Source organism: Paenibacillus sp. PL91 (assembly GCF_012935325.2).
Classification (GTDB): Bacteria; Bacillota; Bacilli; order Paenibacillales; family Paenibacillaceae; genus Pristimantibacillus.
In genome coordinates, this window is the sequence record NZ_JABBYG020000006.1 from 49,172 (window position 1) to 73,390 (window position 24,219).

Here is a 24,219-nt window from a genome sequence, read left to right on the forward strand (position 1 = left end):
CGAGGCAGGATTTTGCGGTCGTTACTAATGTTTAAAAAATACAGGTGATTCGTAAAATATCACATCCAAACTAGATTTATTTTCCAATATGATAGGCACAAGGAGGTGAAAGCGCTTTAACTTTTAAATTCGCATCATGTAAAGGCATTAAGCATGCATGATCAAGAACACTAAAACATTGGAGGTTAAGTTCATGAACAAAAGGATGAAATCATTCGTCGCAGGAATTACAGTCGCATCTATCGTCGCAGTAGCATCTACCGTATACGCAGCGACAGTTACCATCAATTCCGATGGCGCAAACACCGGCTTGACGCCGCTGCAAATCTTTCAGCAATATTTGGGCAGCGATCCCGTGGATGGCCCGACGGATTCCTACCATATCAGCGAAACGACCTCATCGTACATCGCGGGTAACAATGTCTTTCAATTCAAGGCGGGAGACGCTTCGGACACGGCTGCCCTCGACGGATCGAATACGGACAGACAGCGAGTCGAGGTTAAAGCGTACAAAGGGTCGCCTAGCAATGCAACGGCTTCAAAGGACCAAACGACTACGTATAAGTGGAAGTTCCGTCCGATGAGCCCTTATCCGCAATCTCCTTCAGGCAACTTCCATCATATTTTCCAAGTGAAAGCGGTGGATGGGGACGATGGTTATCCGATTCTGACGTTCTCGGTCGATGGCGGCAACTTGAAATTCAAGCATAGCCCGATCGGAGCAGATGCTTCTCAGGTCCAAACGTTGGCGCAAACGGCGTTCTCCAATATCGACGGTCAATGGGTTGAAGCCACAGTTACCATGAAGCATAGCGATAGCGGCTCGATCAATATGACACTCAAAAAGCTGGACGGAACGACCTTGATGTCATACAGCGGAACGAAGGACAATTGGAGATCCGGCTCCACTATTAATCGTCCGAAATGGGGCATTTACCGCAAATTGTTTACCGGCATTCAGGAAGCAAAAATCCAGTTTGCCGACTTTCAAATTACAGAATAACAAGAAGAAACCGTCAAGGGGTTCATTACCCTTTGACGGTTTTCATTTTATGTCCGCTAAACGTTATCCCAAGAGCGATGCGATCGTCGGACATTTTGTGGCCGCTGATGCGCTCGAACTCGCCGAGTCTTGTGAAAGTTGAATGTTAATCCTACCTCCACACTATGCTTTAATGATATGATGATTGTAGCAACGATACAGTCAGAGCCAGTAGGCCATATTTTATCAAAAAATAGTGATGGGGAAGGTGCTGCTAATGAGTAAGGCGAGCATTTTGCATCAGACGTTTACGTTGGAGCTGAACCCGGGAGTATATGTTCGAGGCGATATAAGAGTGAAGGAGGAGGGAGGGCGCAAGCCTGTCCTCCTTTTTGCGCATGGTTTTAAGGGCTTCAAGGATTGGGCCTTCTTCCCGTATGCTTCCGAGCGCTTCGCGAGGCAGGATTTTGCGGTCGTTACGTTTAATTTCTCCCATAACGGCGTGAATGAGCATGATTTTGACGAGCTGGATAAGTTCGGGCAGAACACCTACTCACAGGAGCAAGCGGATCTGTCAGCCGTACTTTCAGCTGTACTGGAGGGCGGAATTCCGCTGGCGGAGCGGCTTGACACCGAGCAGATTTTTATCGTTGGGCATAGCCGAGGCGGCGGGAACAGCGTGCTGTTCGCGGCAGAGCATCCCGAAATACGCGGCGTCGTGACGTGGAACGGGATCGCCGATGTCAACCTGTTCGGAGCCGCGTTCCGCGAGCAGGTGCTGCAGGACGGTGTAGGTTATGTGGAAAATGCGAGAACAAAGCAGCAGATGCCAATTGGCGCTGCATTTTTTGAGGATCTGGAGCGTAACCGGGAACGGCTCGATATTACGGCTAAAGCGGCTGCGCTGCGCACGCCAGTGCTGTTCATTCAAGGCAAGCAGGATTCGGAGCGGCTTCTTGAGGGCTATCGCAAGCTGCAAAATGCGGCTCCCCACCATCGCTTCGCGGCGCTGGAGGGTGCTAATCATACATTCGGGACGGTGCATCCTTTTGCAGGGACAACCGATGATTTGGAGCGGGCGATCGCGCTGACGGGTGCTTTTTTTGCGCCGCTGTTGAAGCGGAAAGCGGTAAGTGAAGAATAGGAAATGCAGGTAAGTGATAGATAGTAGGGAATGAAGCGCTGGTAAGTGATGATTGATAATGAAATATTGGTCAGTGATTGAAATAAATAATGGGTAGAGGAGCTGGTCGAAGTGACTTTTTACAAAAAGGCGGATTGGGTGCTTGAACAGTTGGGCGTGGAAGGTACTGTCATCGTGGATGCGAGGTATGCGTTAAATGATTCGGAAGCGGGTGCGAGGGCGTATGAAGAGGCGCATATTCCAGGCGCTTATTATGTAAGTTTAAGTCATGACCTCTCTGGACCGAAGCGTCCGAATGGAGAGGGTGGCCGCCACCCGCTGCCGGAGCCGCAGGCGCTAGCTGCTGTGCTTGGACGAATGGGGATCGGTAATGATACAACGGTCATCGCCTATGATGATCAAGGCGGTGCGATGGCTTCTCGCCTGCGCTGGCTGCTGCAATGGCTAGGACATGATGGACAAGTTTATCTGCTTGAGGGCGGATTCGCAGGCTGGCAAGCGGCAGGGCATCCGGTCAGCACGGAAGTTCCTGAGGAAGTCGAGGGAGTGACATTTACGCCTGTCGTTAGGGAGGACATGCTGGTTAGCCGAGATGAGGTTAAAGCACGCATTGGCAAATCCGGCACGGTGCTGATCGATTCGAGAGAAGCTCCGCGCTACCGTGGCGAGGTGGAGCCGCTCGATCCGGCGGCCGGACATATTCCCGGCGCGATCAACCGCTTCTGGAACGAAGGCAAACGCGCCGACGGCACGTGGAAGTCGCCAGAGGAGCAAGCCGAGCGCTTCGCAGGATTTTCTAAGGATGACGAGATCATCGTGTACTGCGGCTCAGGCGTGACGGCTACGCCGAATGTTTTTGCTTTGCAGGAAGCGGGATTCCGCAATGTGAAGCTTTATGCGGGGAGTTGGAGTGATTGGAGTTCAGATAGCGGGAATCCGGTTGCCACGGGTGAGGAGCAAGAACTGAAAGGCGTATAACAGTATGAAAGATCTGAATACATCGCCATTGCGCTATAGGCCTTGGGCGATGTATTTGTTATGCTCTGCAGCCTGATAGTGGAAATCAGATGATTGGAAAGGTGAAACCAGCAATCCATAAGAAACCGACCGCTTATGTTCATGTCATAATAAGAGGCGGGAGAACCATTTTTGATTTACTGGGAGAAGTAAGTTGTATAGAAAGCGATATTCGCAATTATTCTGTGCCTGCAGATAGAATTAGTTGTATGGAATATGGCAATGACTTACTAGGAAGCCTCGAAATCAATGATGAATACTTTTGCTCCAGAAAGGTGTAAGAGATGACACAAACCGAAGAAAAAAAACATTGGAAAAGGGATATTATTCTCTTTTTGAGCAGTCAAACCATTTCGTTATTTGGTTCCGCATTAGTTCAATATTCGATTATGTGGTACGTAACGCTTACTACAAAATCAGGTCTTATGATGACGCTATTTATCGTTTGCGGATTCATTCCTACTTTTCTGTTATCGCCGTTTGCCGGTGTGTGGGCGGACCGCTTCAACCGAAAATATCTGATTATGATAGCGGATGCCATGATCGCTATTGTTACGCTGCTGCTCGCTCTTACTTTTTTACTGGGATATGACGCGCCATGGTTGTTGTTTGTCATTGCCGCCGTCCGCGCGCTCGGAGCAGGCATTCAAACGCCTGCAGTGGGAGCGATATTGCCGCAAATTGTGCCTGAGGATAAGCTGACGAAGGTCAATGGAATAAACGGAACACTTCAGGCGCTGATGATGTTCGTTGCGCCTATTGTCAGCGCGACGCTGCTTTCCATGGCAACCATCGAAGTCATTTTCTTTATCGATGTTATCACAGCGGCGATCGCGATCTTTACGTTATTTTTCTTTCTGAAAATACCTTTGCACCAAAAGGCGTCGGATAAACAAACGACAAGTTATATGGATGACTTTAAGCAGGGATTAATCTATATTAAGAATCATAGCTTTCTGAAAACCTTTTTTATTTTTTTCGCCTTTTTCTTTGTATTAATGGCGCCGGCCGCGTTTTTAACGCCGCTGCAAGTCACTCGCAGCTTCGGAGATGATTATTGGCGATTGACGGCCATCGAAATTGCTTTTTCAATCGGGATGATGGCCGGCGGAGCCATAATCGCATCATGGGGCGGCTTCCGCAACAAAGTATATACGATGACTTTCGCTAACTTGATTATGGGCGTATGCACGTTAGTTTTGGGCATTGTTCCGATATTCTGGATTTACTTAATGGTGATGGCTGTATTCGGCGTTGCAATACCAATGATGAATACGCCAACGACCGTCTTGCTGCAGGAAAAGGTGGACCAGAATTATATGGGGCGCATTTTCGGGGTATTCGGTATGATATCGACTTCGATGATGCCAATTGGAATGCTGATATTTGGCCCGCTTGCGGATGTGATTGAGATTGAATGGCTGCTTGTTGGGACCGGATTGTTAATCGTTATTCTGGCCATATTCTTCGGTGGTAACAAACGCTTGATTGAAGCCGGAATGCCTGTAACCAAGGAAGCATTGCAAGAGTGAGTGATGAATTCTGCAGCTAGAGTGATTGGAATTCTGATAGTGGGAATCCGATTGCCACTGGCGACGAACAAGAACATTGAGTGGTAATAGTAATAAAAGCAAATACAGAGCCACAGAGGTGTGACCTCCGAGGCTCTGTATTTTTGTATGCTTCGGAATCAACGCGAAGTCAACACGATTTAACAATCAGCAATCCAATCCTTCAACATACTTGGGTCAACAGCAGATGTCGAGGCGGGGGCTGGTTGCTGATGCGCTGAATGTACGGAGAGTGCGGGGGAGAAGATAGCGCTATAGCGGAACGTGTTCAAGAAAATACATCGATTTATTTCGTTGACAGCTGATCTCCTCGGCCGATTACAGGAAGGTCGATTTTATCGCGAAATGGTTGGCGGGCAACATTTGGGGAACGGATTGGCCATTCGTATGGTCGCTGCTGCCGTGGCTTGCGATTCTACTTCCTTACACGCTATACAAGTCGAGCGCCCTTAACCTGCTGGCAATGGACGAAACGGTTGCCGTGGGCGCTGGCGTCTCCATCAACCGGGACCGGCTGTTGCTGCTCGGGAGTGCTGTGGCGCTTGCCGCAGCGGCGGTATCCGTCACCGGGGGCATCGCGTTCGTAGGCCTGATGGCTCCCCATATCGCCAAGGCGATCGTAGGGCGCCGCCACCAATATTTCGTCCCTCTCGCTGTCCTGATGGGAGGTTGGCTGCTCTTGTTCGCCGATACCGTTGGGCGTAATCTCGTCGATCCGGCAGGCATTCCCGCCGGCATTATGGTCGCGATTATAGGAGGACCTTACTTCCTGTATCTTCTGCTGAAGAAGTAATCACGGCGATGCATCATTTGGGGATGGGATAATTGGACGCTTCAGAAGTGCTCTGGGTCAGTGCGGGGAAATAAGCCTAGTTTCTTGACTTATTTCTGCGTATGAGGCTGGTTTCGGGAGAATAGATCTAGTTTCTAGATCTATTTTCTGGAAATGGGTGCCACGAGCGCTATATTAAGGGGCTAAAGCCGCAATAAGTCTAATTTCTAGACTTATTTCTGTGAATTAGGCTGGTTTGTGGAGAATAGATCTAGTTTCTAGATCTATTCTTTGAAATGGGTGCCACGAGCGACATTTGAGAGGCTAGAGTCGAAATAAGTCTAGTTTCTAGACTTATTTCTACGTTAGCAAAGCTGGTTACCAGCTGGAGTGATTGGAGTTCTGACGCGAGTAACCCGGTTGCTACGGGAGAGGGGTAATAGCCGTAAGGTGAATAGTAGCGTATAAGATTTGAATACATCGCCATATGGGCTGCTTGCCTTTGGCGGTGTATTTTTTATGCTCAGAGTCAACACGGAGTCAACAATCGCTCGCTTCAAGATGCTCTTCACAGAGCGTGCGTTCTTACGTTTTTTAGGTACATCACACATCACCCGCGATCTTCCACTCTCAAACCTTTCAACATGCGGTGTGTTTCTGCTTGTCCTACACAGACAAATAAAGGGTCTGCGAGCCCTCAAACGAGGAATCCCAGCCCTTCAATTTACTAACAGTTAGCCTGCTATACTCTTATCGTGATGATCGCAACATATTTCTCCAACACCGTATATCGCGGCAAAGAGGGGGTTCGCTCACTCTTGGGGACGAGTGCCAGGCTCCAAGCCTGTAGATGTTGCTGTCTTGATAAGCCGGACCGTTACGTCACTATGTAGCCGGATTTGGCAAGATAGCCGGATAGCGGCGTCCTCGATTCCTTTATTACGGAGGACTGTCGCTTCTGCCTCTTCCATCTCGCCCGCATTCCCAGAGAGCACCTCTACGGCGCATGTCGTGCACTTGGCATTGCCACCGCATCTGTGCAGGATGTCGATCCCGCTATCCTCTAGTGCAAGCACGAGCTTCGTACCTTCAACTGCCTGAATCGCGTCTCTTCCTTCTACTTGAACCGTAGGCATTGGCCATTCCTCCTCGAATTGTTCATCCTTAAATTTTCCTAACCCGCTTATATTAAACCATTACTTTCGTGAATAAGTCCAATTCGATAGTCATTTCGTAAAAAAGAATCCGCCTTGAACAACTTCGCCTTCTGATTGCAGGTCAGGTCCCTATGCATCAGCGGGGAGACTTGCGTCATTTTGTATATCGAAAGCGTGGCAATCTAGGTCAGCAGCAGCTTGAGTTGGCGCAAATACGAACGCAGTTCCGGAACAGCCTCCAGATGTCCCTTCAGTACTCGCAACAGGACAGGGTTCGGCTTTTCCGAGAGCACTTCCTTGCGCAGCAGACCGACGACGTCTCTCAACTCCGTACGAGCGGCTGCTGTTAAGGGTAGCGTCTGGATACGCTCCTCCATCGCTGCGAGGAAATCACGGAGCGTTCCCTTTCTCGCCGCCTCGTCGCTTCGGTTCAATGGATTGTAATTGACGATCCATTCGCCGATAATCGCTTTTGGCATCGTTCGTATCAAATCCTGAACGACGGCTTCCATTCGATCGACAATGAAGTCAGCTAGCTCTGCGATCGGCAGCGAGATCACCTTCCCTAAGACACCGCTCATATATTCGTGGAGGATACCCTGGAAGATCATAACGGCGTCCCATGAAGACGATAGGGACACGATAGACGGGAAAGCTCCGCTTCTGAAATTCCCCCCTGAGAGATTAAAAGCCGAGCTCGACACCTTACCGGACGAGGTGCGTATTCAGTTCGAGAATATCTTTGTTCGTCCGTCCAAGCCAAATGTGACGCGACTCTTGGCGGACGGCGAGACGCTTCCTATAGGCGGTGGTCTAACGGTAATCCATACGCCAGGACATACGCCGGGCCACATCAGCCTTTACCACCAGGCGAGCAAAACGCTGATAGCGGGGGATGCCTTGGTTATCCAGAACGGCGAATTGCAGGGTTCATCTCCTTATTCCACGGTTAACATGGAGCAAGCTCTCCGCTCGTTGGAGAAATTCAAACCGTTTGACATTGAAGCCGTCATCTGTTACCACGGCGGACTGCTGAGAGGCAACATTAACAAGCGCATTGCGGATTTAACCGTGCAGCCGTGATCCTCTTCCTAGCCATGCTTACGCTTTCGCACGTCGGGGGAATATTTCATTTTCTCTGAAATCATAGAATCCTATGTTACGGGCAAGGAGTAAGGGCTGAGAAGCCCGATGGTACGGGTGATATGAATACATTTCCATATGTAACGAGCGCTTGCTCGTGTTCTCGTTCCAATCCTTCGTACAGACAAACAAAGGCCGGTAGCCTGCTCTTTCGAGTGGCAACCGGCCTTATTATTTGCATAGCCAAAAACCCCATATTGGGAATGAGTAAATGGTCTACAATTCGCTCTGACCCGCTATATCCGTAACTATCGTTCGGTTTCTACCCGTTTCCTTAGCCTTATATAAAGCTTTGTCGGCTAGATGGAACAATGCTTCTGCAGAAGCAGAGTGTATTGGATAATGGGCGATGCCCATTGAGACCGTTATCTGCTCCCCGACTGCATGATTACTCGTTTCCAACGTTTTGCGAATTCTTTCGGCTACTAGATAAGCATCGGACACTGTGGCTAAGGCGAGAAGCACGACGAATTCTTCACCACCATAACGGCAGCTTACATCACCGGGTCGAACAGATAACATAATGATTTCGGCGAGTTGCTTCAACACTTCATCCCCGGTTTGATGGCCGTATGTGTCGTTAATTTTTTTGAATCGGTCGATATCCATAACAATAATGGAAAAAGAGACTTGTTCAGCTATCCATTTATTCATAATGGTTTCAAGCGTTCTTCGGTTTGTTAACCCGGTCAATGGATCCGTCATGGCATCGCGCGTTAATTGCTCCGTCTGCTTGCTTATATCCGTTAAAGCAACGATTATCGCTTTTGTCAGTAAATCAGCCTCCCTATTCCAATGGTTCTTGGTTTCCGAAAGCTGGACTTTTTCTCTCCCGATTTTGCTAACGAGGTCGGCAAGTGATACGAAAGGGCGGGCCAATCTACGAGCAAGCCATATTGCGGAAAGCAATAATAAGATAAACGGAAGAAGTATATACAAGAGTAAGGTTTGGATATGATCATTCAATTGTTCATGGATAGCACCGATCGGAGAATAAACCACCACACCCCAACCGTTCTCCGGAACGGTTGAATATCCGGCGAGGAGGGGAACTCCTTTCAAGTTGATCATCTGCTCCTGCCCGCTCTTGCCTTGAACAAGCTTCTGAACGACTGGATTAGCGCTAACATCCTCTCCTAACCGGGTTTTATCGGGATGGTACAACAGATGACCGTCTGACCCTACCACATAAAAGGAGGAGCCAACATCATCGACGTTACTGCTGCCAAAAATCATATTCATGATGTTGTTCTCCTGCAAAAAAATGGTGCCCCCGACAATGCCGCGGTATGTCCCGTTCTTCTCAAATAACGGCTCACTCATAAATACAATGAGGCGATTGCTTTTGGAGCTTGTATACGAATGGGACAAGTAGGGCTTTCTCGAAGCCAGTGCTTCTTTGGCAGCATCCGTCGAAATGCGGCTCCCGACAGCGCCTTCGGAATAAGGAGATCTGTTGCGGATGAGTCCCGTTTCATCAACCACGAAGACGGAGTTAAAGTAGTTGCTGCTGTGGCGCATGAATTCGAGGTTATTATACATTTCATCTTCGTTTGTAGTAGGATTACTTGATAAAATACCGGCTGTATACTGAAGGCTGCTCCGCATCGATTTAAATAAGGAGTCCATGGTTTGACTCATTTTTGCAGCGTTTGTGAAATTTAAGGTGAGTGTTGTTTCGTATAATGCCTGTTTTTTTGATTGATAGGATGCAATGAGTAAGATCGTTAACGTGAGTACGACGGAAAGTGCGACCAATCCCGACAGTAGAGTGGCTAGACCGATTTTATTCCTTTGGCTTTTTTTAATCTCGCGTAGTACAGGCATGGTAAAACTCCTCTTTAATAAAAATGGCTTTCGTTACAATTCGACGTTATTCTACACATACCTCTCAAATGCATGTAATAATCACAATAATAATTGCTACTATTATCCTATTTACTGTAAGTAGAATGAGGAGACTGGAGAAGAGTAAGAGTCGAGAAGGCACATCTTACGTATGGAGCATTAATCCAATGTAGGTCTATACGAAAAAGAGAACGTAATCTGAAAATAGAGGATAGAGGGCAGGGGGATCAGGTGAGTGGAACCTGTCTGCTCCCAAGCGGGGATGAGTATTGATTGTAGTGCCGATAGCCCACCTATTAAAAAAGTGACCCGCAAGATGGTATACATCCTACGGGTCACGGTCTTTAGTGCTCTTAACTTGCTGGCTTAGCCAGTCGCAACGGCCACCCAGTGCCCCTTTTTTACTTCCACGAATTCGGAGCGTTCGAGGCCGTAGGGATCAGCTTTGGAAGCTTCCTCATGCGGCACTAGCTTCTTCTGCGATTCAACCTTGGGATCGGGTACCGGAATGGCCGCAAGCAGCGACTTCGTATAGGCATGGATCGGGTTCGCGTAAAGCTCCTCGCTTTCGGCAAGCTCCACGATTTTCCCTTTGTACATCACCGCGACGCGGTCGCTAATATGCTTCACCATCGATAAATCATGGGCGATGAACAGGTACGTTAGGCCGAGCCTTTGCTGGAGTTCCTCCAGCAGCTTCACGATCTGGGCTTGAATCGAAACGTCTAGGGCGGACAACGGCTCGTCGCATACGATAAATTCCGGCTCCACGGCCAGCGTTCGCGCAATGCCGATCCGCTGGCGCTGTCCGCCGGAAAATTCATGCGGATACCGCATGGCATGAGACGGATCTAGCCCAACCATCTCTAGCAGCTCCTCGACACGTCTCTGGCGATCCCGCTTGGTGGTCGTTATTTCGTGCACGTCAAGCGCCTCGCCAATAATATCAATGATGCGAAGCCTTGGATTCAGGGAGGCATACGGATCTTGGAAGATCATTCCCATATGCCGCCTCATCGTCTTCATCTCAGAGCGGTTTAATTGCTGGAGCGGAATGCCTTTGAAGAGCACCTCGCCGCCAGTCGCTTCATTTAAGCGGAGAATCGTGCGGCCGGTCGTCGACTTGCCGCTGCCGGATTCTCCTACCACGCCGAGCGTCTCGCCTGCCTGTATATCGAAGCTGATATCATTAACCGCCTTAACAATCTGTCCTTTTCCCATATCAAAATATTGCTTCAAGGCGCGAACCTGCAGCAGCGGCACGCCCTCTTCCCGCTGAACAATCGCAGGCACGGGCTTCGGTTTTTTCTTCTCGTCCAAGCGCGGTAATGCGTTGAGAAGCTTAACGGTGTAAGGATGCTGCGGATTTGCAAAAATTTGCTCCGTTGTCCCCGTCTCGACGATTTCCCCGTCCTTCATCACGACGACGCGGTCGCACATGCCGGCCACGACGCCGAGGTCATGCGTAATTAAAATAATGGAGGTACCGAGCTGCTTCTGAATATCCTTCATCTGGTTAAGGATCTGTGCCTGTATGGTCACGTCAAGCGACGTTGTCGGCTCGTCCGCAATAAGCAGCGATGGGCGGCATGCTAACGCAATAGCGATCATGACCCGCTGACGCATCCCGCCAGAGAACTCATGAGCATACTGATGATAGCGGGCTTCGCTGTTTGGAATGCCTACGAGCTTCAGCATCTCAATCGCTTCCGTCCGGGCTTGCTTCTTATCCAGCTTTCGATGCTTGATCAAGCTTTCTTCAATTTGGTTGCCGATCCGCATCGTCGGATTAAGGGAGGACATCGGATCTTGAAAGATCATCCCGATATCCCTTCCGCGTATGGCTTCCATTTCTTTGTCGGTTTTAAAGGCAAGGTTTTGGCCTTGAAAAAGCACCTCGCCGTTTTTCACCATGGAAGGAGGAGAGGGCAGAAGCCTCATAATCGTACGTGCGGTAACGCTTTTGCCGCTTCCGGATTCGCCTACGATTCCCAGCGTCTCGCCTTTACGGACTTCAAAGCTGACATGACGGACTGCTTCTATTTCTTTGTCACGGGTGAAAAAAGAAACCGATAAATCGTTAACTTGCAATAATGTATCCATATATGCACCTGCAATTCTGTTGTTTTCCAATAAAGAATAGTTAATATTTAAAAAAAGATGATGCTTTTTTTTTACCTCATACTCCTTATAGCATGTATAATGAAAAAAAGTAAGTAACCAATTTAAAAGTTATTGACATATTCCAACCCTTAAAATAAAATCTACTATATCGATCGGAATAATGCAATTTAAAATTACGAGAATGAAAGGAAGCGGACTAGCTTGAAAGGGCACGCAACTGCAACGGGTAATGGCTTTGTTGATCATATTGCCGCCATCTACCGCAAAATGTTACTACATCCGGCCTACAGTCTGCTTTTATTGCTGATAGGAGCACCCGTATCTGCCATCGTGTATGGCGTTCATCAATATCGTAAATCCAAGTACGGCTACAAAGCTATCGCCGAGGAGACGAAGAACAAGCTGCTTGCGACCGGGTACCGGGGTAAGCTGCTGCTTGAGGCTAAGGAACAGCTTATCCGCAAGCACCGTTTCTTCGGGCAAACTGTCAGCGCAGAGCAGACCGAGCTGGAAGCGAATCGGATGGCTGAGATGAAATTCAATGAGACGTTCAGCCATGAACTGGAGAAACGGCTTGCCAGCGAGAGCGGACTGAAGTTTTCGTTTGGCGATACGTATCATGCGTTAGCTTTGAATCCGGCCTTTTTCGCATTATCGCTGATTATCGGTTTCCCTATGTATCTATTGATGGCAATCTACTCTATGCCTTACTTGAAATACGTCGCGGAACGATTGGTGATGGCTATATTCGTCATCTTCGGAGTCGCGTTTCTCGTTTTTACGATCCTATATATATCGCCGATGAATCCAGCGGCTAACCTATTAGGCGAGACAGCGACCGCCGAGCAAATTGCAGCGTTCAACCATCTGTACGGATTGGATCAACCTTATCTTGTCCAGCTATGGGACACGCTTAAAGGCATCCTTACTTTCGATCTTGGCAAGTCTTTCGCGGGCAACGAGAACGTAACCGCAGCCATTGCCAATAAATTTCCGGTGACGCTGACGTTAACGGTCATCTCGACGCTGATCGCCGTATTAATCGCTCTGCCAATCGGCATTGTTTCGGCTACGAGGCCGAATTCCTTTTTTGATTATACCTTTATGTTCATTGCCTTGCTCGGATTATCGATCCCGAATTTTTGGCAAGCTCTTATTTTTATTTTGAATTTCTCGATTAAGCTGCCATGGCTGCCCGCAACGTATAACCCCGAAAACTGGCTGTCCGCGATTATGCCGATCGTCGTTCTCGGTACGGGACTAACGGCTGCCGTAGCCCGCATGACCCGTTCATCGACGCTGGAGGTCATCCATGAGGATTACATTACGACCGCAAGGGCAAAAGGGCTTGCCCGAAAGCATGTGATATGGAAGCATGCCGTAGGCAACGCGCTAATCCCTATTATTACGGTCATCGGCCTGCAGTTCGGCGGCATGCTCGGCGGAGCGGCGGTTACGGAGAAAGTATTCAATATTAGCGGTATAGGCAGTTATATCGTGGACAAACAATTCATTCCTGACATTCCTAGCGTGATGGGCGGGGTCGTCTATACAGCCATTACCATTTCGATCGTGAACGTTATCGTCGATTTGCTGTATGCGTTTTTTGATCCTAGAATCCGTTCGAAAATGAAACAATACTAAAGCAGGTGCTACTCTTGACGAATCCTACTATCACTAAGCAAGAAGTCAGGTTCAGGCTGAAATCAAGCCAAGAATACGGCCAAGCGAGCTTCGCCGGCATCGTATCCCTGGCTCTGGCGCTTGTTCTTCTGCTAAACAGTTATGTTCCCGGCGACGGGTCATTTAAGCCAGCAGTACTCATCGTAAGCATTGCTTATTTCGCCTTTGCGCTGCTTGAGTTGGCGGTATGGGCGCTCATTCGAAGCGATCTTATCCGGTTCGGCGCAATTAGACGTTCCACAAGGTTGCTAGGTTATGTGCTGCTGTTAAGCGTGCTAACCGCGAACGTGTTCGTTGCAACCACTGCGTTCCAGCTCATCAAGCAGAAAAAAAGCGCGGCCTACACGCTAGCCGTTTACTCGCTGCTTACGACCTTGCTCGTATTCGCGGTTTCTGCTCTAAATCTGTTCAAGCCCTATGTGGCAAACGGCTTCCTAATAGGCATGTTCCTGCTGATCATTGCCGCGATCCTGCAGCTCGCAGCGTTGCTCCTGGTTGCCAAGTATGCGGAGAAAGCGGTTATGCCGCGCTGGATGGGATTAGTTGCCGGCATTCTTATCTTAACTTCGGTGTCCGGCAATTTGTTCGCTTTATTCCTGGGATTATTGCTGATTGCCAAGCTGCGGGACAGGGGCTATACATCCGGTTCCAAGCTGGGGGAAGTCGTCGAGCGTCTGTCGAGAAGCTCGACTTCCATGCTGGGACTGCTCTTCATCTTGTTCCTGCTCACGTTGTCCATAACCAGTTATCTGACCTTCGATTACGGCCTTGCGATCGAGAACAACTACAGCTTAATTCTTCAATCTCCTGAGCTGGCCTACCCGCTTGGAACGGATAACTTCGGAAGAGACCTGTTCTCGCGTATCGTCTTCGGAGCACGCATTTCATTGGCCGTCGGCCTGTTGTCAACGCTCATCCCCGTCCTGATCGGGGGCGTGCTGGGTGCGGTCTCCGGCTATTACGGGCGGCATACGGACAACATCATTATGAGAATACTCGATATCCTCTACGCGATACCGGGCATTCTGCTTGCCATTGCCATTATCGCGGCATTCGGCGCAAGCACCGTCAATTTGATCTTGGCATTGAGCGTAGGCGCGATCCCGACGTATGCCAGGACGATGAGAGCGAATGTCATGCTCGTATCCACTCTGGAATACGTACAGGCCGCTAGGGCATTCGGCGCAAGCGACCTGACCATTTTGTTCAAGCATATCGTACCCAACTCCATCGCGCCGATGATCGTAAAATCTACGCTGACGATTGGCACCGCGGTCATCTCGACCAGCAGCTTGAGCTATTTGGGGCTCGGCGTAGAGCCGCATATTCCGGAATGGGGCAACATTTTAAAGCTCGGTAGCGCCTATCTCGAGACGCATGCCTTTACGGCCGTCTATCCGGGACTTGCGATAATCGCGCTGGTGCTTTCGTTCAACTTCCTTGGCGACGGCTTGCGCGACGCGCTTGATCCGAAGCTGGATTAATGCTTCAATCCCTTTTTTAACCTCATTCATATTCCATCGACTTCTACGTTACGAGACATGAACGGACGATAACTGAATGTGAGTTAACATACAAGATAACGATAACCCAGGAGGAGAATACCATGAAGAACAAAGGCAAATTCGCCGCTTTGTTGCTAATCAGCCTTTCGATTATGCTCAGCGGCTGCAAATTAACGACTAAAAACGACGTGGCGGAATCGCCGTCGCCAACGCAAGGAACGGAAGCTGTCGTCGACAGCAACCCGGTAGACATAGAGCTGCTTGGCATGAGCTCAAACGAGGCTGACCTTAACATCGTTCGCGACCAGCTTGCAAAAAACGGATTTAACGTAAAATTGAATGTACAGGCCGATTACGGCAGCTTCAAATCGCAGCAGGATGCCGGCAATTATGACATCGCATTGTCCAGCTGGACTACCGTTACCGGCAATCCTGACTACGCGGTTCGCTCGCTCTTCAAGACTGGCGGAGACTACAGCATCCTTGCCGATTCGGAGATCGATACTTTAATTGATGCCGCCGGTGCTCAAACGCCAGAAGAGTACACGGAAACTTATAAGCAATTCGAGCAGCAGCTCGTCTTCGACAAGGCTTATATCGCGCCGCTATACAACTCGCTTAAAGCGCAGGCTTTGAACCAGGACGTACTGAACAAGGATTCCGTCCGCATCTCGAAGTCCCGTTCCCTTCCTTGGGAAGACGTCGATTTTAAAGACACAGCGAAGCGCGGTACGGATGCGCTAGTGCTTCAGTCGACTATGCCAACGCTGACGTCGCTTGACCCGATCAAAGGCAACGACGGCTCCATCAATATTATCAATACCAATATGTACGTTCGGTTAGTGAATCTGACAGATGACGATAAAATCACTTCGGAAGGCTCCTTGTCATACAATCATGCCATTGCCGAAGGCAATTCCGACTACTACTTCATCCTAAGAGACAATATCAATTTTGCCCAAATTAAAAACAAGCTTGCAGCAGATACAGGCGAACGCGTTGGTGCTGACGATGTCATCTTCTCGCTAAACCGCGCGAAGGACAAAAACTCCGTGCCTGACCACCGCACGTTCACTCTTCACGAGCATATTAAAAACGTGGAGCTTGTGACGGATGCCGCAGCACTGGAAGCTGTTAAGCTCTCCGGCGGCAGCGACAGCGTGAAAACCGCTCTTGAGCAAGGCCTTGGTACAAAAATAAACGAGCTCGTATCGGACAAGAAGCAAGCGAACAACAAAGAGGGCAAATACCAAGTCGTTAAGCTTACGACGACTGAGCCTTTCCCTCAAGTGCTGAACTATTTGGCTCATCAATCGGCAGGCATCGTGTCCAAGAAACAGGTAGAGAGCATCAATAAGTACGACGTGGCTAAATTCGACGTGAACAAAGATATTCCTTACGGCGACCAAAACACGGTAACGGAAGGCAGCGCGTACAACAATACATTGTATACGAGCGGTCCTTATATCCTGTCCTCCAAAAATGATTACGAGGCGATCTTCTACAAAAACCCTGCTTATATGACTGGCACGGAAAATGAGCCGAATATCGCCAATATTAAAATCCGTTTCATTAAAGACGCAGACAGCAGCTTGTCCGCGCTTCGCAGCGGCGAGATTCATATCTACTACGGCGTATCCGAGACGAAATTCGACGTCGTGAAGGGCGACAGCAAGCTGGCGCTTCAAACGGTACGGAGCAACGCTGTTTCTTACTTGCTGTTCAATACGAAAAACCGTCCAGTCGCAGAAAGCGCAGACCTGCGGAAAGCCGTTCTCTACTCCATCAATCAGGACGAGATCTTGTCTTTCTACAACGGCAATAAATTCAAAGCCGTTTCCACGCTTAGCCCGCTGGTCGACACAGGCCTGGAGCTAAAAGCCGATCCGGCGAAAGCGAAAGAATTCTTAAACGCCTACAAAGCGAGCAAATAACTTTTAATACTGGCAAGAGACTGCCTCCGGTTATCGATGATGACCGGGGCAGTCTCTTTCCTATCGAGCTGCTCACATGCGGAGCACAAAGGAGAGATCACGAATGGATGACAGAATCAAGCCTGATACGAAACTATCGCAATGGGATGCCCTGATGTTGGAATCGCTGAAAGCATACGACTGGTCCGAGGATGAGCTCATTAGCAGAGTTCAGGCCGGCAATCTGCCTGCGGATGAAAGCAAGTTCCATTTCGATTACGCCGCTTTAACCGCTTTGGCGAACGAGGATGCGGACAACTTCGCGCAAGCTGTGAAGAACGGCTACCAAATCAAGTACAACACGATCCGCGGCATTCATAGCTGGATACTCGTCGCGCTGAAGCAAGAAGCGGAGCTTATCCTGGAGCCGGATAACGAAGCGGTCAGCGCATACTTGTCTGAGGCTGACGCGCAGCGTCTAGCTTCCGTCCTTTCATTCGGATGGAGCTTATTGCCTCAAGAGGGGACACAAGATTCGGACGGAAGAGTCTTGTATAGAGTCGCGCCTACACGAGCATAAAAGGCTGTATGGATAGATGAAGTGAATGGTAAAGGAATTGTTTATGATGAAGGCTGCCGTGAACTAACGTTCACGGCAGCCTTTTATTAATTAAGCCCTGTGCATCTATTGCAATCTCATTCTCCGTAGCTTCCCCGTATCTTCATTCACCTAATAACGCATTAAAAGGATTCAGCCCCGTTTTAAATTTCTGGGACTGAATCGCATTATTTATCTACTCTTTAGAAAAAGCGGATTCGTCTTTAATTTCCTCTTGAAAACCTCGAATGCTTTCTTTGCGGCGCTCATTTTTTTCTTCGATTTGATTTAGTTCCGTGCTGCTGATTTCGGATGAAAATTCGTTTAAATAACTTTCAGCTTCTTTCATGTTTTCCTTTGTATTTTGGATACTTTGCTGTAAATGCTCAACATTATCTGCCCGATTATCCGGTTTTGCCATTCGTTTATCGCCTCCAGGTAATAGTTGCGCTCATTGGAGCACTAACCATTAGTTTTGTCACTATCGGACAATCTTATGTATTTAAAAATGTTTTTCGAACACGATTGTAATCGTTCCATCGGTTTACAGACAGGAAGAGGAACCGGAAAGACTGGCTCTGAGAGAGGCCCATGCAATTGCGCATGGCCCTTTTCGATTTATTGAGAACGCTTATTACGGGCATCTGCGCTTCTAGCAATCTCCATTATCTAGTAAATGATGCAAACATATGCGTGAATAATAGAGTTCAGATACATATGTTAAGTATTTACAATAAGGGGATTTTATAGTGGTAAAAATTGAATTATAGTTATATCCGAGGAAGCAAAACTTCAAAATTACTAAGATGAATGGAGATGGTTTAATGTTTTACACGCTTTTCACGGATGGTACGGTAAGCTACACGTATGTGGCCAACAAAATCGTTGATGGTCTCGTAGGTCTAATTCCAGGCGGACAAGCTGCAACAATCGCTGCTTCAATTGCATACAAACTGAAGGCGATCGTACGCACCACAGACGGCTTTAGCTGGTGGGATCTCGGCGGCGTCATCGTCGATATCGGGAAATTCATTATTGACCTGCTGCCTGCAGCAAAGCTGGCGAAAGTGGTCGGCATTCTGTGGGACTTGTCGCAATTGCTCTAATTCCATACATCGTATCATAAAAATACAACCTTAGCCATATATGGCAAAGGTTGTATTTTTATGATCATTATAGTAAAGTATTTGTTAGTTCTTGTCCGACCTTGGTAGACTCTATCAGGTTTTGGGAGAAGTTGTTATTCGCTGCTTGGATTGGTAATGAGATCCCACTCGAAGGAGGTGATTCAATTGACAGCTAAACTGGTGGACACGAGGAATCTGGCCTTTATTTACATCGCTATCGTCGTCGTTTGCTTCTCAGTGGGCTATTTCAATGCTGGCGTCGGGAGACCGCCTGACGATGTTGAGAAGCTGGGGACACATTTCATTTGGTTCGTATTTATCGCGAATACGATAACCATTCTGTTCATGTATTTACTGTCCACAGTCGGCTTGGCCATTCCATTCATTATTAAGAACTTGTATTCCATCGGTTACGCCGCGAAGGCAAGTGGAATTCCGCCGTTGATTTATTTTCCCGTTTCGCTCATACACGGTATTTTTGAGTTAATTGCGCTGTTCCTTGTACTATTCACCTGCATACAGAATATAAAAATTCTTATCCTTATTAAAAAAGGAGGTGAATCACAGAGCGCGTTCTGGACGTTTAATAAGCGATTGCTGCGGCGAGAGATTCCATTGACGGTTGTTCTGCTGATAGTTGGAGCCTTGCTGGAAATTCTGGTATCGAACCGGCTCATAGCCGCGATTGTGGGGTAAGGTTCATTAATTTGTACTAGGGGGAATGCCGGAATGCGCAGGGCTATGAATGTAGGATGAAGTTGAATAAATATGGAAATAGTATTTTGCTGCATGACAGTATGAAGATTGTGTTCATCGACATCAACGACATTTTGTTCCTGGAGAAGCTGGGAAACGATACATACATCCATACAGCGGATAAAACGGTGAAGGCATCCGTATCCTTGAAGAATATTCATACTTTATTGTCACCGGACTTTGTACGCTCTCATCGATCCTTCATCATTAATAAGAGGCGAATCGTTGAAATCCAATTTATGAATGCCTCTTGCTGTGAGGTATTATTCGGGGAGCAGAAGAAGGCGTTAATCAAGAAGGAAAAAGTAAACGAAATTATAACTTAAAGGAATGATCCTTTTGTATACATACCGAATGTATAACCGCTATTCCACGAAAAAGTCCGAAGTCCTCAATGAACAGGGAGAGGTCATTGCCTATATTGAACGAACTTATTCAAATCCGTTAATGAGATTGCTGGATATCGTGACAGAAGGGGCGATGTTTACCGATTACCGAATTACAGATGCGAATGATAAGCTGGTCGTCGAGGCGAATCAGGTTCGGACGTTCATCAAAAGAAGACAGTACTATATCACCTATCATTCGGGTGAGGGCACCTCGAAAATTCATTTGGTCGATAAGAAGCTTTTGGATCTTGGCGAGAAGACGGATTTTGAATATCAGGGCAAAACCTACCAGCTCAATAAACCATTGATGGACTGGGGAATAATCATTCTGGATGGAAAACCGTTGGCGGAGTGGAAGGAAACACTGACAATTCCGGCCAAAGCCAATTTCAAGCTGGTGGATCCTGCATGCAATGAGCATGAGCTGCTGCTATTGGGTATCTTCCACACCTATCTTCATTCCCCTAAATAATTAACTAGAATAGAGGAGGCTTTTTTCTATGAAAAAGAAATGGATCGCTATACTTTTATCGTTCATTTTCTCCGGTCTTGGACAAATCTATGCCGGTTCCCTCATTAGAGGAATTGTATTCGCTGTGCTATCAGTCATCGCTATGATCTGCAGCCAATCCGTGTCTGCGGTGTTCAGCCTAGTATTTCTGGCGATATGGGGATACGGCATGATCGATGCGGCGCAGAAGGTAACGAAGGCCAACCTGGCGGTTAACAGTCGATAGCTAGCAACCCCGATAGGCAGACCAAATATAAGGATAAGGTGAGGTCCTTTACGATGTCCATTTCGATTAGTGGAGACAACTTGATCGTCAAACGGAAGGACAAGCTTGTCTTTGTCCCAATTGAACGAATTTGTTTCATTGAAAGGCAAAATCAAAAAACGTATATTCACCTGGATAAAGAAGTGATTTATTCCAGGTCATTGTTGAATGAGCTGTTCGTCTATTTGCCCCCGCATTTTAAACGCTTGCATAAATCATTTATCGTGAATTTCAAGCGAATCCAGGAGCTAGTGCCGATCAATGACCAGATTTACGAAGCGAAGTATAGGGGCGGGAAGGTTGCGTTGGTTTCTAAAAAGCTATATTTGGTAACGATCGAGGGCTTCTAGCAGACGGAGAATGACAAGGAGGGACATTCATTTTAATAGGCTTACGAGAGTGCGGCATATCTGATCCCCACGCCTCATGCTGATTGAGTCCACCTTCAACATCAGGCGAGGGGGGATCGTACTCATATGGAGCTATTATTATCAAGCTGTAGGAGTTGGTCTGGTTGCAATCCGAAGCTGTACTCGGCAAAGCGAAGAAATCAAGAGGGATTTGGGCGTGGGGCATTATCGTAGTTATTGCGGCTGCTGCCTTTGGCCTTGGTTATGCGTATTTGGAGGTGCTGCGGTCCGAATCGACGAAGATGATTTATGAGCTGGTAACGGTTAAACGAGCGGAGATGGCTAAAACCGTGATTGTCGCAGGGATCGTAAAGCCGGAGCAGGAACAAAGCCTGTATTTCGATACCGAGAACGGCGAGGACGCGGAAATTTTAGTCAAGCAGGGTGATCGAGTGCAGGAGGGAACGCCGCTCGTTAAATATACGAATCGTGATAATAACGTCGATATGAAGCGGGCGCAGTTAGCGCTGAAAAGCGTAGAGGTCCAGCGGGAGGAGCTGGAGCTGCGGCGGAAAGAACTTGAACGGCAGCTGTCCACGGTGATGAGCAGCCAGGATGAGGGGCAGTTGAATCAATTCCATGAGCAGGTCGCCAAGCTGGAGATGGATGAGAAGCGGATTCTCATCTCAGAGCAGGAGGCTCAATTAACGTTTGATGAGCTAGAGCAGCAGGCCGCCGATACGATTGTATACTCCTCACTCGAAGGCATCGTCAGTCAGGTGATGCCGTTAAATGATGGTTATGTGCCAAGCGGCCCGATTGTAGAGCTGGTGTCGGCGTCACAGATAGTCGAAGCGGAGGTGTCGGAATATGAGCTGGAAAATGTCCAGGTTGGACAGGCCGCTTTGTTCCGGTCGAAGGCCTTCCCGAATCGGGAGTGGGAAGGGGCAATCAGCTTCCGTGACGAGCAGCCTGCCGAGACGGCGGCAGCTGATGAGAAGGGGGTCAGTACGTACCCAGTTAAGCTAAGCCTGGCGTCAGGAACGCATCCACTCGCGAACGGATCGCATGTCAATGTGGAAATCCAGACGGTCGTCCAGGAGGTGCTCGCTGTCCCGTATTCGAGCGTATTTGAGGATATGTGGGATCAACCCTCATTGGACAGCGACGAGAAGCCGTCGAAAAATGTATACGTGGTGACGGCCGACGGCACGGTGGAGCAGCGTGAGGTCAAGGCAGGTCTGATATCCGATCATCTGATTGAGATTACAACCGGCGTATCGGAAGGGGAGCGGGTTGTGAAGTCGCCATCATTAGATATTCTGGTCGGCATGAAGATCATTGAGCAGAACATTAAAATGGTTGAAAGCTAGGCAGGGTGGGTGATAGGCTGTGAGAACCTTAATCGAGAACTTTGAAATTGCTATCTCGTCGATCTTTGATCATAAGTTAAGATCGCTACTAACGATGTTTGGGATCGTCATTGGCGTTGGCGCTGTCATTGGCGTTGTTGCCATCGGCCGGGGCGGGGAATCGATGCTAAAGAGCAATTTGGCCGGACAGCAGGAGAACACGCTGACGATTATCTATGTGCCGAATACGGATGATATTTCGTTTGAGAAGGAGCCTCCGGCTTATTTTGCGGATAAGGATATAATTGCGCTTCGAACGATAGACCAAATTAAGCAGATCTACGCCACGAACGACAGCACCGTCGATGTCACCTATTATCAGAACGAGAGCGGCGCCAGCCTGAAGGGGATCGATATGACCTATTGGAACACGGTTAAGGCGAATATCGTTCAGGGACGGGCGTTTACCGATGAGGAGTGGGAGGGAGGTAAGCGGGTTGTCATCATTACGGAGCGCCTGGCCCGGAAGCTCGAGGAAGAGCTGCCTGCCATCGGAACCGGCTCGATCCTCTATATTAATTATGAACCTTTCGAGATTGCCGGTATTTATGCGGCCAAGTTGGAGAGTGACCTCGGCATAATGATGCCCAGGGCCTTATGGCCGGTGCTGTATGATAATGATCATATACAATCCGTCGACGTCCAGACGTACAACGCCGATCAGTTGGAGCTGGTCAGCAAGAAGGCGGTCGACGTGCTCAATTCCACTAGTACGCTCGACGGGCATTATGAGGTGGTGAACCAGGAACTGTTCAAAACGATCCTGACGACGGTCACCCGTGTCATGACAAGCGTCGTGGGCGGCATCGCCAGTATTTCCCTTGTTGTCGGCGGAGTCGGCGTAATGAATATGATGCTGGTCTCGGTGACGGAACGAACGCGGGAGATCGGAATCCGCAAGGCATTAGGAGCCAGCTATCGGAATATTCTGGTCCAATTCCTGATCGAATCGATGATTTTAACGACGCTAGGAGGCATGGCCGGCATCATTATCGGGCTGGTGTTCGCTAATGTCGTTGCGCATTTTGCAAAGTGGCCGCCGCTTATCGATCTGTCGATCATCGGCATCGGGGTGCTGTTCTCGATGGTCATCGGAATCTTCTTCGGCTTATTGCCCGCGAACCGCGCGGCTCGGATGAAGCCGATCGAGGCGCTGCGTTATGAATAACGAATGGCGAATGATTAATGGAAGATGATGAATAACGCAAGACATCTAGTATGATTCCTATGAAAGCGTGCGTGAAGCTATGATTACATTGACCGATATATCGAAGCTGTACCGGAACGGAGCGGTCGAGGTGACTGCGATCAAGCAAATTTCACTTCATATCAAAAAGGGGGAATTCGTCTCCATCATGGGTCCGTCCGGCTCAGGGAAATCGACGCTCATGAATATAATCGGTTGCCTCGATACGCAGGATTCGGGCAGCTATGAGTTGGACGGCATTCAGATCGAATCCCTGCAGGAGAAGGAGCTGGACAAGGTTCGCAATCAAAAGATTGGCTTCGTGTTCCAGAGCTTCAACCTCCTGCCAAAGCAGACGATTCTGCGAAATGTGGAGCTGCCGATGATTTATGGCTTGTATTCCAGAAAGGACAGGATTGAGCGGGCGAAGGTGCTGCTGGACAAAGTAGGACTCGGCGAGCGCATCAAGAATCGGCCGAATGAGCTTTCAGGCGGGCAGCGCCAGCGGGTCGCCGTCGCCCGGGCGCTCGCAATGAATCCCTCAATCTTGTTAGCCGACGAACCTACAGGCAATCTGGACACCGCCTCAGCCGCCGATATCATGCAGCTGTTCTCCCAGTTGAATGAGGAGGGGACGACGGTCATCCTCGTTACCCATGACCCCCACATTGCGGACTATGGAACACGGATCGTACTGTTCGGGGATGGTGAGATAAGGAGCGATGTCCGCCAAGAGCGATGACCGGTAAAGTGTATGCGTAAACCG

At 48.7% G+C, this 24,219-nt stretch carries 23 protein-coding genes and 1 pseudogene; 19 read left to right on the top strand and 5 right to left on the bottom strand.

The genetic code is table 11. The annotated features are described in order from the left end of the window. Positions 1-193: 193 nt before the first annotated feature. The 5 genes and pseudogenes from HI950_RS15515 to HI950_RS15535 all read left to right on the top strand — a co-directional run. Positions 194-1,003, top strand: a complete 810-nt coding sequence (locus HI950_RS15515) for a polysaccharide lyase family protein (protein ID WP_169085642.1) — start codon at positions 194-196, stop codon at positions 1,001-1,003. Positions 1,004-1,259: 256 nt separating this feature from the next. Beyond that, entirely contained in the window at positions 1,260-2,126 is an 867-nt protein-coding gene (locus tag HI950_RS15520; RefSeq protein WP_191296881.1) for an alpha/beta hydrolase family protein, read from the top strand. 111 nt (positions 2,127-2,237) lie between these two features. After that, complete coding sequence (locus tag HI950_RS15525; protein WP_169085644.1) at positions 2,238-3,104, top strand: sulfurtransferase; 867 nt, start codon at positions 2,238-2,240, stop codon at positions 3,102-3,104. 323 nt (positions 3,105-3,427) lie between these two features. Then, complete coding sequence (locus HI950_RS15530) at positions 3,428-4,675, top strand: MFS transporter (RefSeq protein ID WP_169085646.1); 1,248 nt, start codon at positions 3,428-3,430, stop codon at positions 4,673-4,675. 340 nt (positions 4,676-5,015) lie between these two features. Next, a pseudogene (locus HI950_RS15535) lies at positions 5,016-5,507 on the top strand (FecCD family ABC transporter permease); the annotation flags it as partial. A gap of 791 nt (positions 5,508-6,298) precedes the next feature. Here HI950_RS15535 and HI950_RS15540 read toward each other — a convergent pair. Both HI950_RS15540 and HI950_RS15545 read right to left on the bottom strand, forming a co-directional pair. After that, positions 6,299-6,622: a 2Fe-2S iron-sulfur cluster-binding protein gene (locus HI950_RS15540; RefSeq protein ID WP_169085648.1), complete on the bottom strand. Its 324-nt coding sequence runs from the start codon at positions 6,620-6,622 to the stop codon at positions 6,299-6,301. 203 nt (positions 6,623-6,825) lie between these two features. Then, the gene (locus HI950_RS15545) at positions 6,826-7,224 is read right to left on the bottom strand and encodes a hypothetical protein (RefSeq protein ID WP_187768116.1); all 399 of its coding nucleotides are present in this window, start codon (positions 7,222-7,224) and stop codon (positions 6,826-6,828) included. A 136-nt stretch (positions 7,225-7,360) separates the two neighbouring features. Between HI950_RS15545 and HI950_RS15550 the strand changes: the two genes are divergently transcribed. After that, positions 7,361-7,726, top strand: a complete 366-nt coding sequence (locus tag HI950_RS15550; RefSeq protein ID WP_317618381.1) for an MBL fold metallo-hydrolase — start codon at positions 7,361-7,363, stop codon at positions 7,724-7,726. 276 nt (positions 7,727-8,002) lie between these two features. Here the strand turns inward: HI950_RS15550 and HI950_RS15555 are convergent, their stop codons facing one another. Both HI950_RS15555 and HI950_RS36720 read right to left on the bottom strand, forming a co-directional pair. Continuing rightward, positions 8,003-9,613: a sensor domain-containing diguanylate cyclase gene (locus HI950_RS15555; protein WP_169085653.1), complete on the bottom strand. Its 1,611-nt coding sequence runs from the start codon at positions 9,611-9,613 to the stop codon at positions 8,003-8,005. A 387-nt stretch (positions 9,614-10,000) separates the two neighbouring features. Then, a complete protein-coding gene (locus HI950_RS36720; RefSeq protein WP_169085654.1) occupies positions 10,001-11,737 on the bottom strand; it encodes an ABC transporter ATP-binding protein in 1,737 nt (578 codons plus the stop codon). A gap of 222 nt (positions 11,738-11,959) precedes the next feature. Here HI950_RS36720 and HI950_RS15565 point away from each other — a divergent pair, with 222 nt between their 5' ends. The 4 genes from HI950_RS15565 to HI950_RS15580 all read left to right on the top strand — a co-directional run bounded on the left by HI950_RS15565 (position 11,960) and on the right by HI950_RS15580 (position 17,439). Continuing rightward, positions 11,960-13,402, top strand: coding sequence for an ABC transporter permease (locus tag HI950_RS15565; RefSeq protein ID WP_411268098.1), 1,443 nt, complete (start codon positions 11,960-11,962; stop codon positions 13,400-13,402). A 14-nt stretch (positions 13,403-13,416) separates the two neighbouring features. Continuing rightward, complete coding sequence (locus HI950_RS15570) at positions 13,417-14,925, top strand: ABC transporter permease (RefSeq protein ID WP_169085656.1); 1,509 nt, start codon at positions 13,417-13,419, stop codon at positions 14,923-14,925. A 122-nt stretch (positions 14,926-15,047) separates the two neighbouring features. After that, complete coding sequence (locus HI950_RS15575) at positions 15,048-16,880, top strand: ABC transporter substrate-binding protein (RefSeq protein ID WP_169085658.1); 1,833 nt, start codon at positions 15,048-15,050, stop codon at positions 16,878-16,880. A gap of 103 nt (positions 16,881-16,983) precedes the next feature. Beyond that, a complete protein-coding gene (locus tag HI950_RS15580) occupies positions 16,984-17,439 on the top strand; it encodes a hypothetical protein (protein ID WP_169085660.1) in 456 nt (151 codons plus the stop codon). A gap of 214 nt (positions 17,440-17,653) precedes the next feature. Here the strand turns inward: HI950_RS15580 and tlp are convergent, their stop codons facing one another. Then, the gene (gene tlp / locus HI950_RS15585) at positions 17,654-17,878 is read right to left on the bottom strand and encodes a small acid-soluble spore protein Tlp (RefSeq protein WP_169085662.1); all 225 of its coding nucleotides are present in this window, start codon (positions 17,876-17,878) and stop codon (positions 17,654-17,656) included. Positions 17,879-18,281: 403 nt separating this feature from the next. Between tlp and HI950_RS15590 the strand changes: the two genes are divergently transcribed. The 9 genes from HI950_RS15590 to HI950_RS15630 all read left to right on the top strand — a co-directional run bounded on the left by HI950_RS15590 (position 18,282) and on the right by HI950_RS15630 (position 24,195). Continuing rightward, positions 18,282-18,563, top strand: a complete 282-nt coding sequence (locus HI950_RS15590) for a hypothetical protein (protein WP_169085664.1) — start codon at positions 18,282-18,284, stop codon at positions 18,561-18,563. Between the two features lie 186 nt (positions 18,564-18,749). Then, positions 18,750-19,280, top strand: a complete 531-nt coding sequence (locus tag HI950_RS15595) for a stage II sporulation protein M (RefSeq protein WP_169085666.1) — start codon at positions 18,750-18,752, stop codon at positions 19,278-19,280. Positions 19,281-19,336: 56 nt separating this feature from the next. After that, the gene (locus HI950_RS15600; protein ID WP_169085668.1) at positions 19,337-19,666 is read left to right on the top strand and encodes a LytR/AlgR family response regulator transcription factor; all 330 of its coding nucleotides are present in this window, start codon (positions 19,337-19,339) and stop codon (positions 19,664-19,666) included. A 13-nt stretch (positions 19,667-19,679) separates the two neighbouring features. After that, the gene (locus HI950_RS15605; protein ID WP_169085670.1) at positions 19,680-20,201 is read left to right on the top strand and encodes a tubby C-terminal domain-like protein; all 522 of its coding nucleotides are present in this window, start codon (positions 19,680-19,682) and stop codon (positions 20,199-20,201) included. Between the two features lie 28 nt (positions 20,202-20,229). Beyond that, positions 20,230-20,466, top strand: coding sequence for a hypothetical protein (locus HI950_RS15610; protein WP_169085672.1), 237 nt, complete (start codon positions 20,230-20,232; stop codon positions 20,464-20,466). Between the two features lie 53 nt (positions 20,467-20,519). Then, on the top strand, positions 20,520-20,855 hold the full coding sequence (locus HI950_RS15615) for a LytTR family DNA-binding domain-containing protein (protein WP_169085674.1): 336 nt from the start codon (positions 20,520-20,522) through the stop codon (positions 20,853-20,855). Positions 20,856-21,019: 164 nt separating this feature from the next. Beyond that, positions 21,020-22,228, top strand: a complete 1,209-nt coding sequence (locus HI950_RS15620; protein ID WP_169085676.1) for an efflux RND transporter periplasmic adaptor subunit — start codon at positions 21,020-21,022, stop codon at positions 22,226-22,228. A gap of 19 nt (positions 22,229-22,247) precedes the next feature. After that, the gene (locus HI950_RS15625; protein ID WP_169085678.1) at positions 22,248-23,435 is read left to right on the top strand and encodes an ABC transporter permease; all 1,188 of its coding nucleotides are present in this window, start codon (positions 22,248-22,250) and stop codon (positions 23,433-23,435) included. A 79-nt stretch (positions 23,436-23,514) separates the two neighbouring features. After that, a complete protein-coding gene (locus tag HI950_RS15630; RefSeq protein ID WP_169085680.1) occupies positions 23,515-24,195 on the top strand; it encodes an ABC transporter ATP-binding protein in 681 nt (226 codons plus the stop codon). Positions 24,196-24,219 lie beyond the last annotated feature (24 nt).

Coding starts and splice junctions, on each gene's coding strand:
- HI950_RS15515 (WP_169085642.1), top strand. CDS start 194: ATGAACAAAAGGATGAAATCATTCGTCGCAGGAATTACAGTCGCATCT.
- HI950_RS15520 (WP_191296881.1), top strand. CDS start 1,260: ATGAGTAAGGCGAGCATTTTGCATCAGACGTTTACGTTGGAGCTGAAC.
- HI950_RS15530 (WP_169085646.1), top strand. CDS start 3,428: ATGACACAAACCGAAGAAAAAAAACATTGGAAAAGGGATATTATTCTC.
- HI950_RS15540 (WP_169085648.1), bottom strand. CDS start 6,622: ATGCCTACGGTTCAAGTAGAAGGAAGAGACGCGATTCAGGCAGTTGAA.
- HI950_RS15545 (WP_187768116.1), bottom strand. CDS start 7,224: ATGAGCGGTGTCTTAGGGAAGGTGATCTCGCTGCCGATCGCAGAGCTA.
- HI950_RS15555 (WP_169085653.1), bottom strand. CDS start 9,613: ATGCCTGTACTACGCGAGATTAAAAAAAGCCAAAGGAATAAAATCGGT.
- HI950_RS36720 (WP_169085654.1), bottom strand. CDS start 11,737: ATGGATACATTATTGCAAGTTAACGATTTATCGGTTTCTTTTTTCACC.
- HI950_RS15575 (WP_169085658.1), top strand. CDS start 15,048: ATGAAGAACAAAGGCAAATTCGCCGCTTTGTTGCTAATCAGCCTTTCG.
- HI950_RS15580 (WP_169085660.1), top strand. CDS start 16,984: ATGGATGACAGAATCAAGCCTGATACGAAACTATCGCAATGGGATGCC.
- tlp (WP_169085662.1), bottom strand. CDS start 17,878: ATGGCAAAACCGGATAATCGGGCAGATAATGTTGAGCATTTACAGCAA.
- HI950_RS15590 (WP_169085664.1), top strand. CDS start 18,282: ATGTTTTACACGCTTTTCACGGATGGTACGGTAAGCTACACGTATGTG.
- HI950_RS15600 (WP_169085668.1), top strand. CDS start 19,337: ATGAAGTTGAATAAATATGGAAATAGTATTTTGCTGCATGACAGTATG.
- HI950_RS15610 (WP_169085672.1), top strand. CDS start 20,230: ATGAAAAAGAAATGGATCGCTATACTTTTATCGTTCATTTTCTCCGGT.
- HI950_RS15615 (WP_169085674.1), top strand. CDS start 20,520: ATGTCCATTTCGATTAGTGGAGACAACTTGATCGTCAAACGGAAGGAC.
- HI950_RS15630 (WP_169085680.1), top strand. CDS start 23,515: ATGATTACATTGACCGATATATCGAAGCTGTACCGGAACGGAGCGGTC.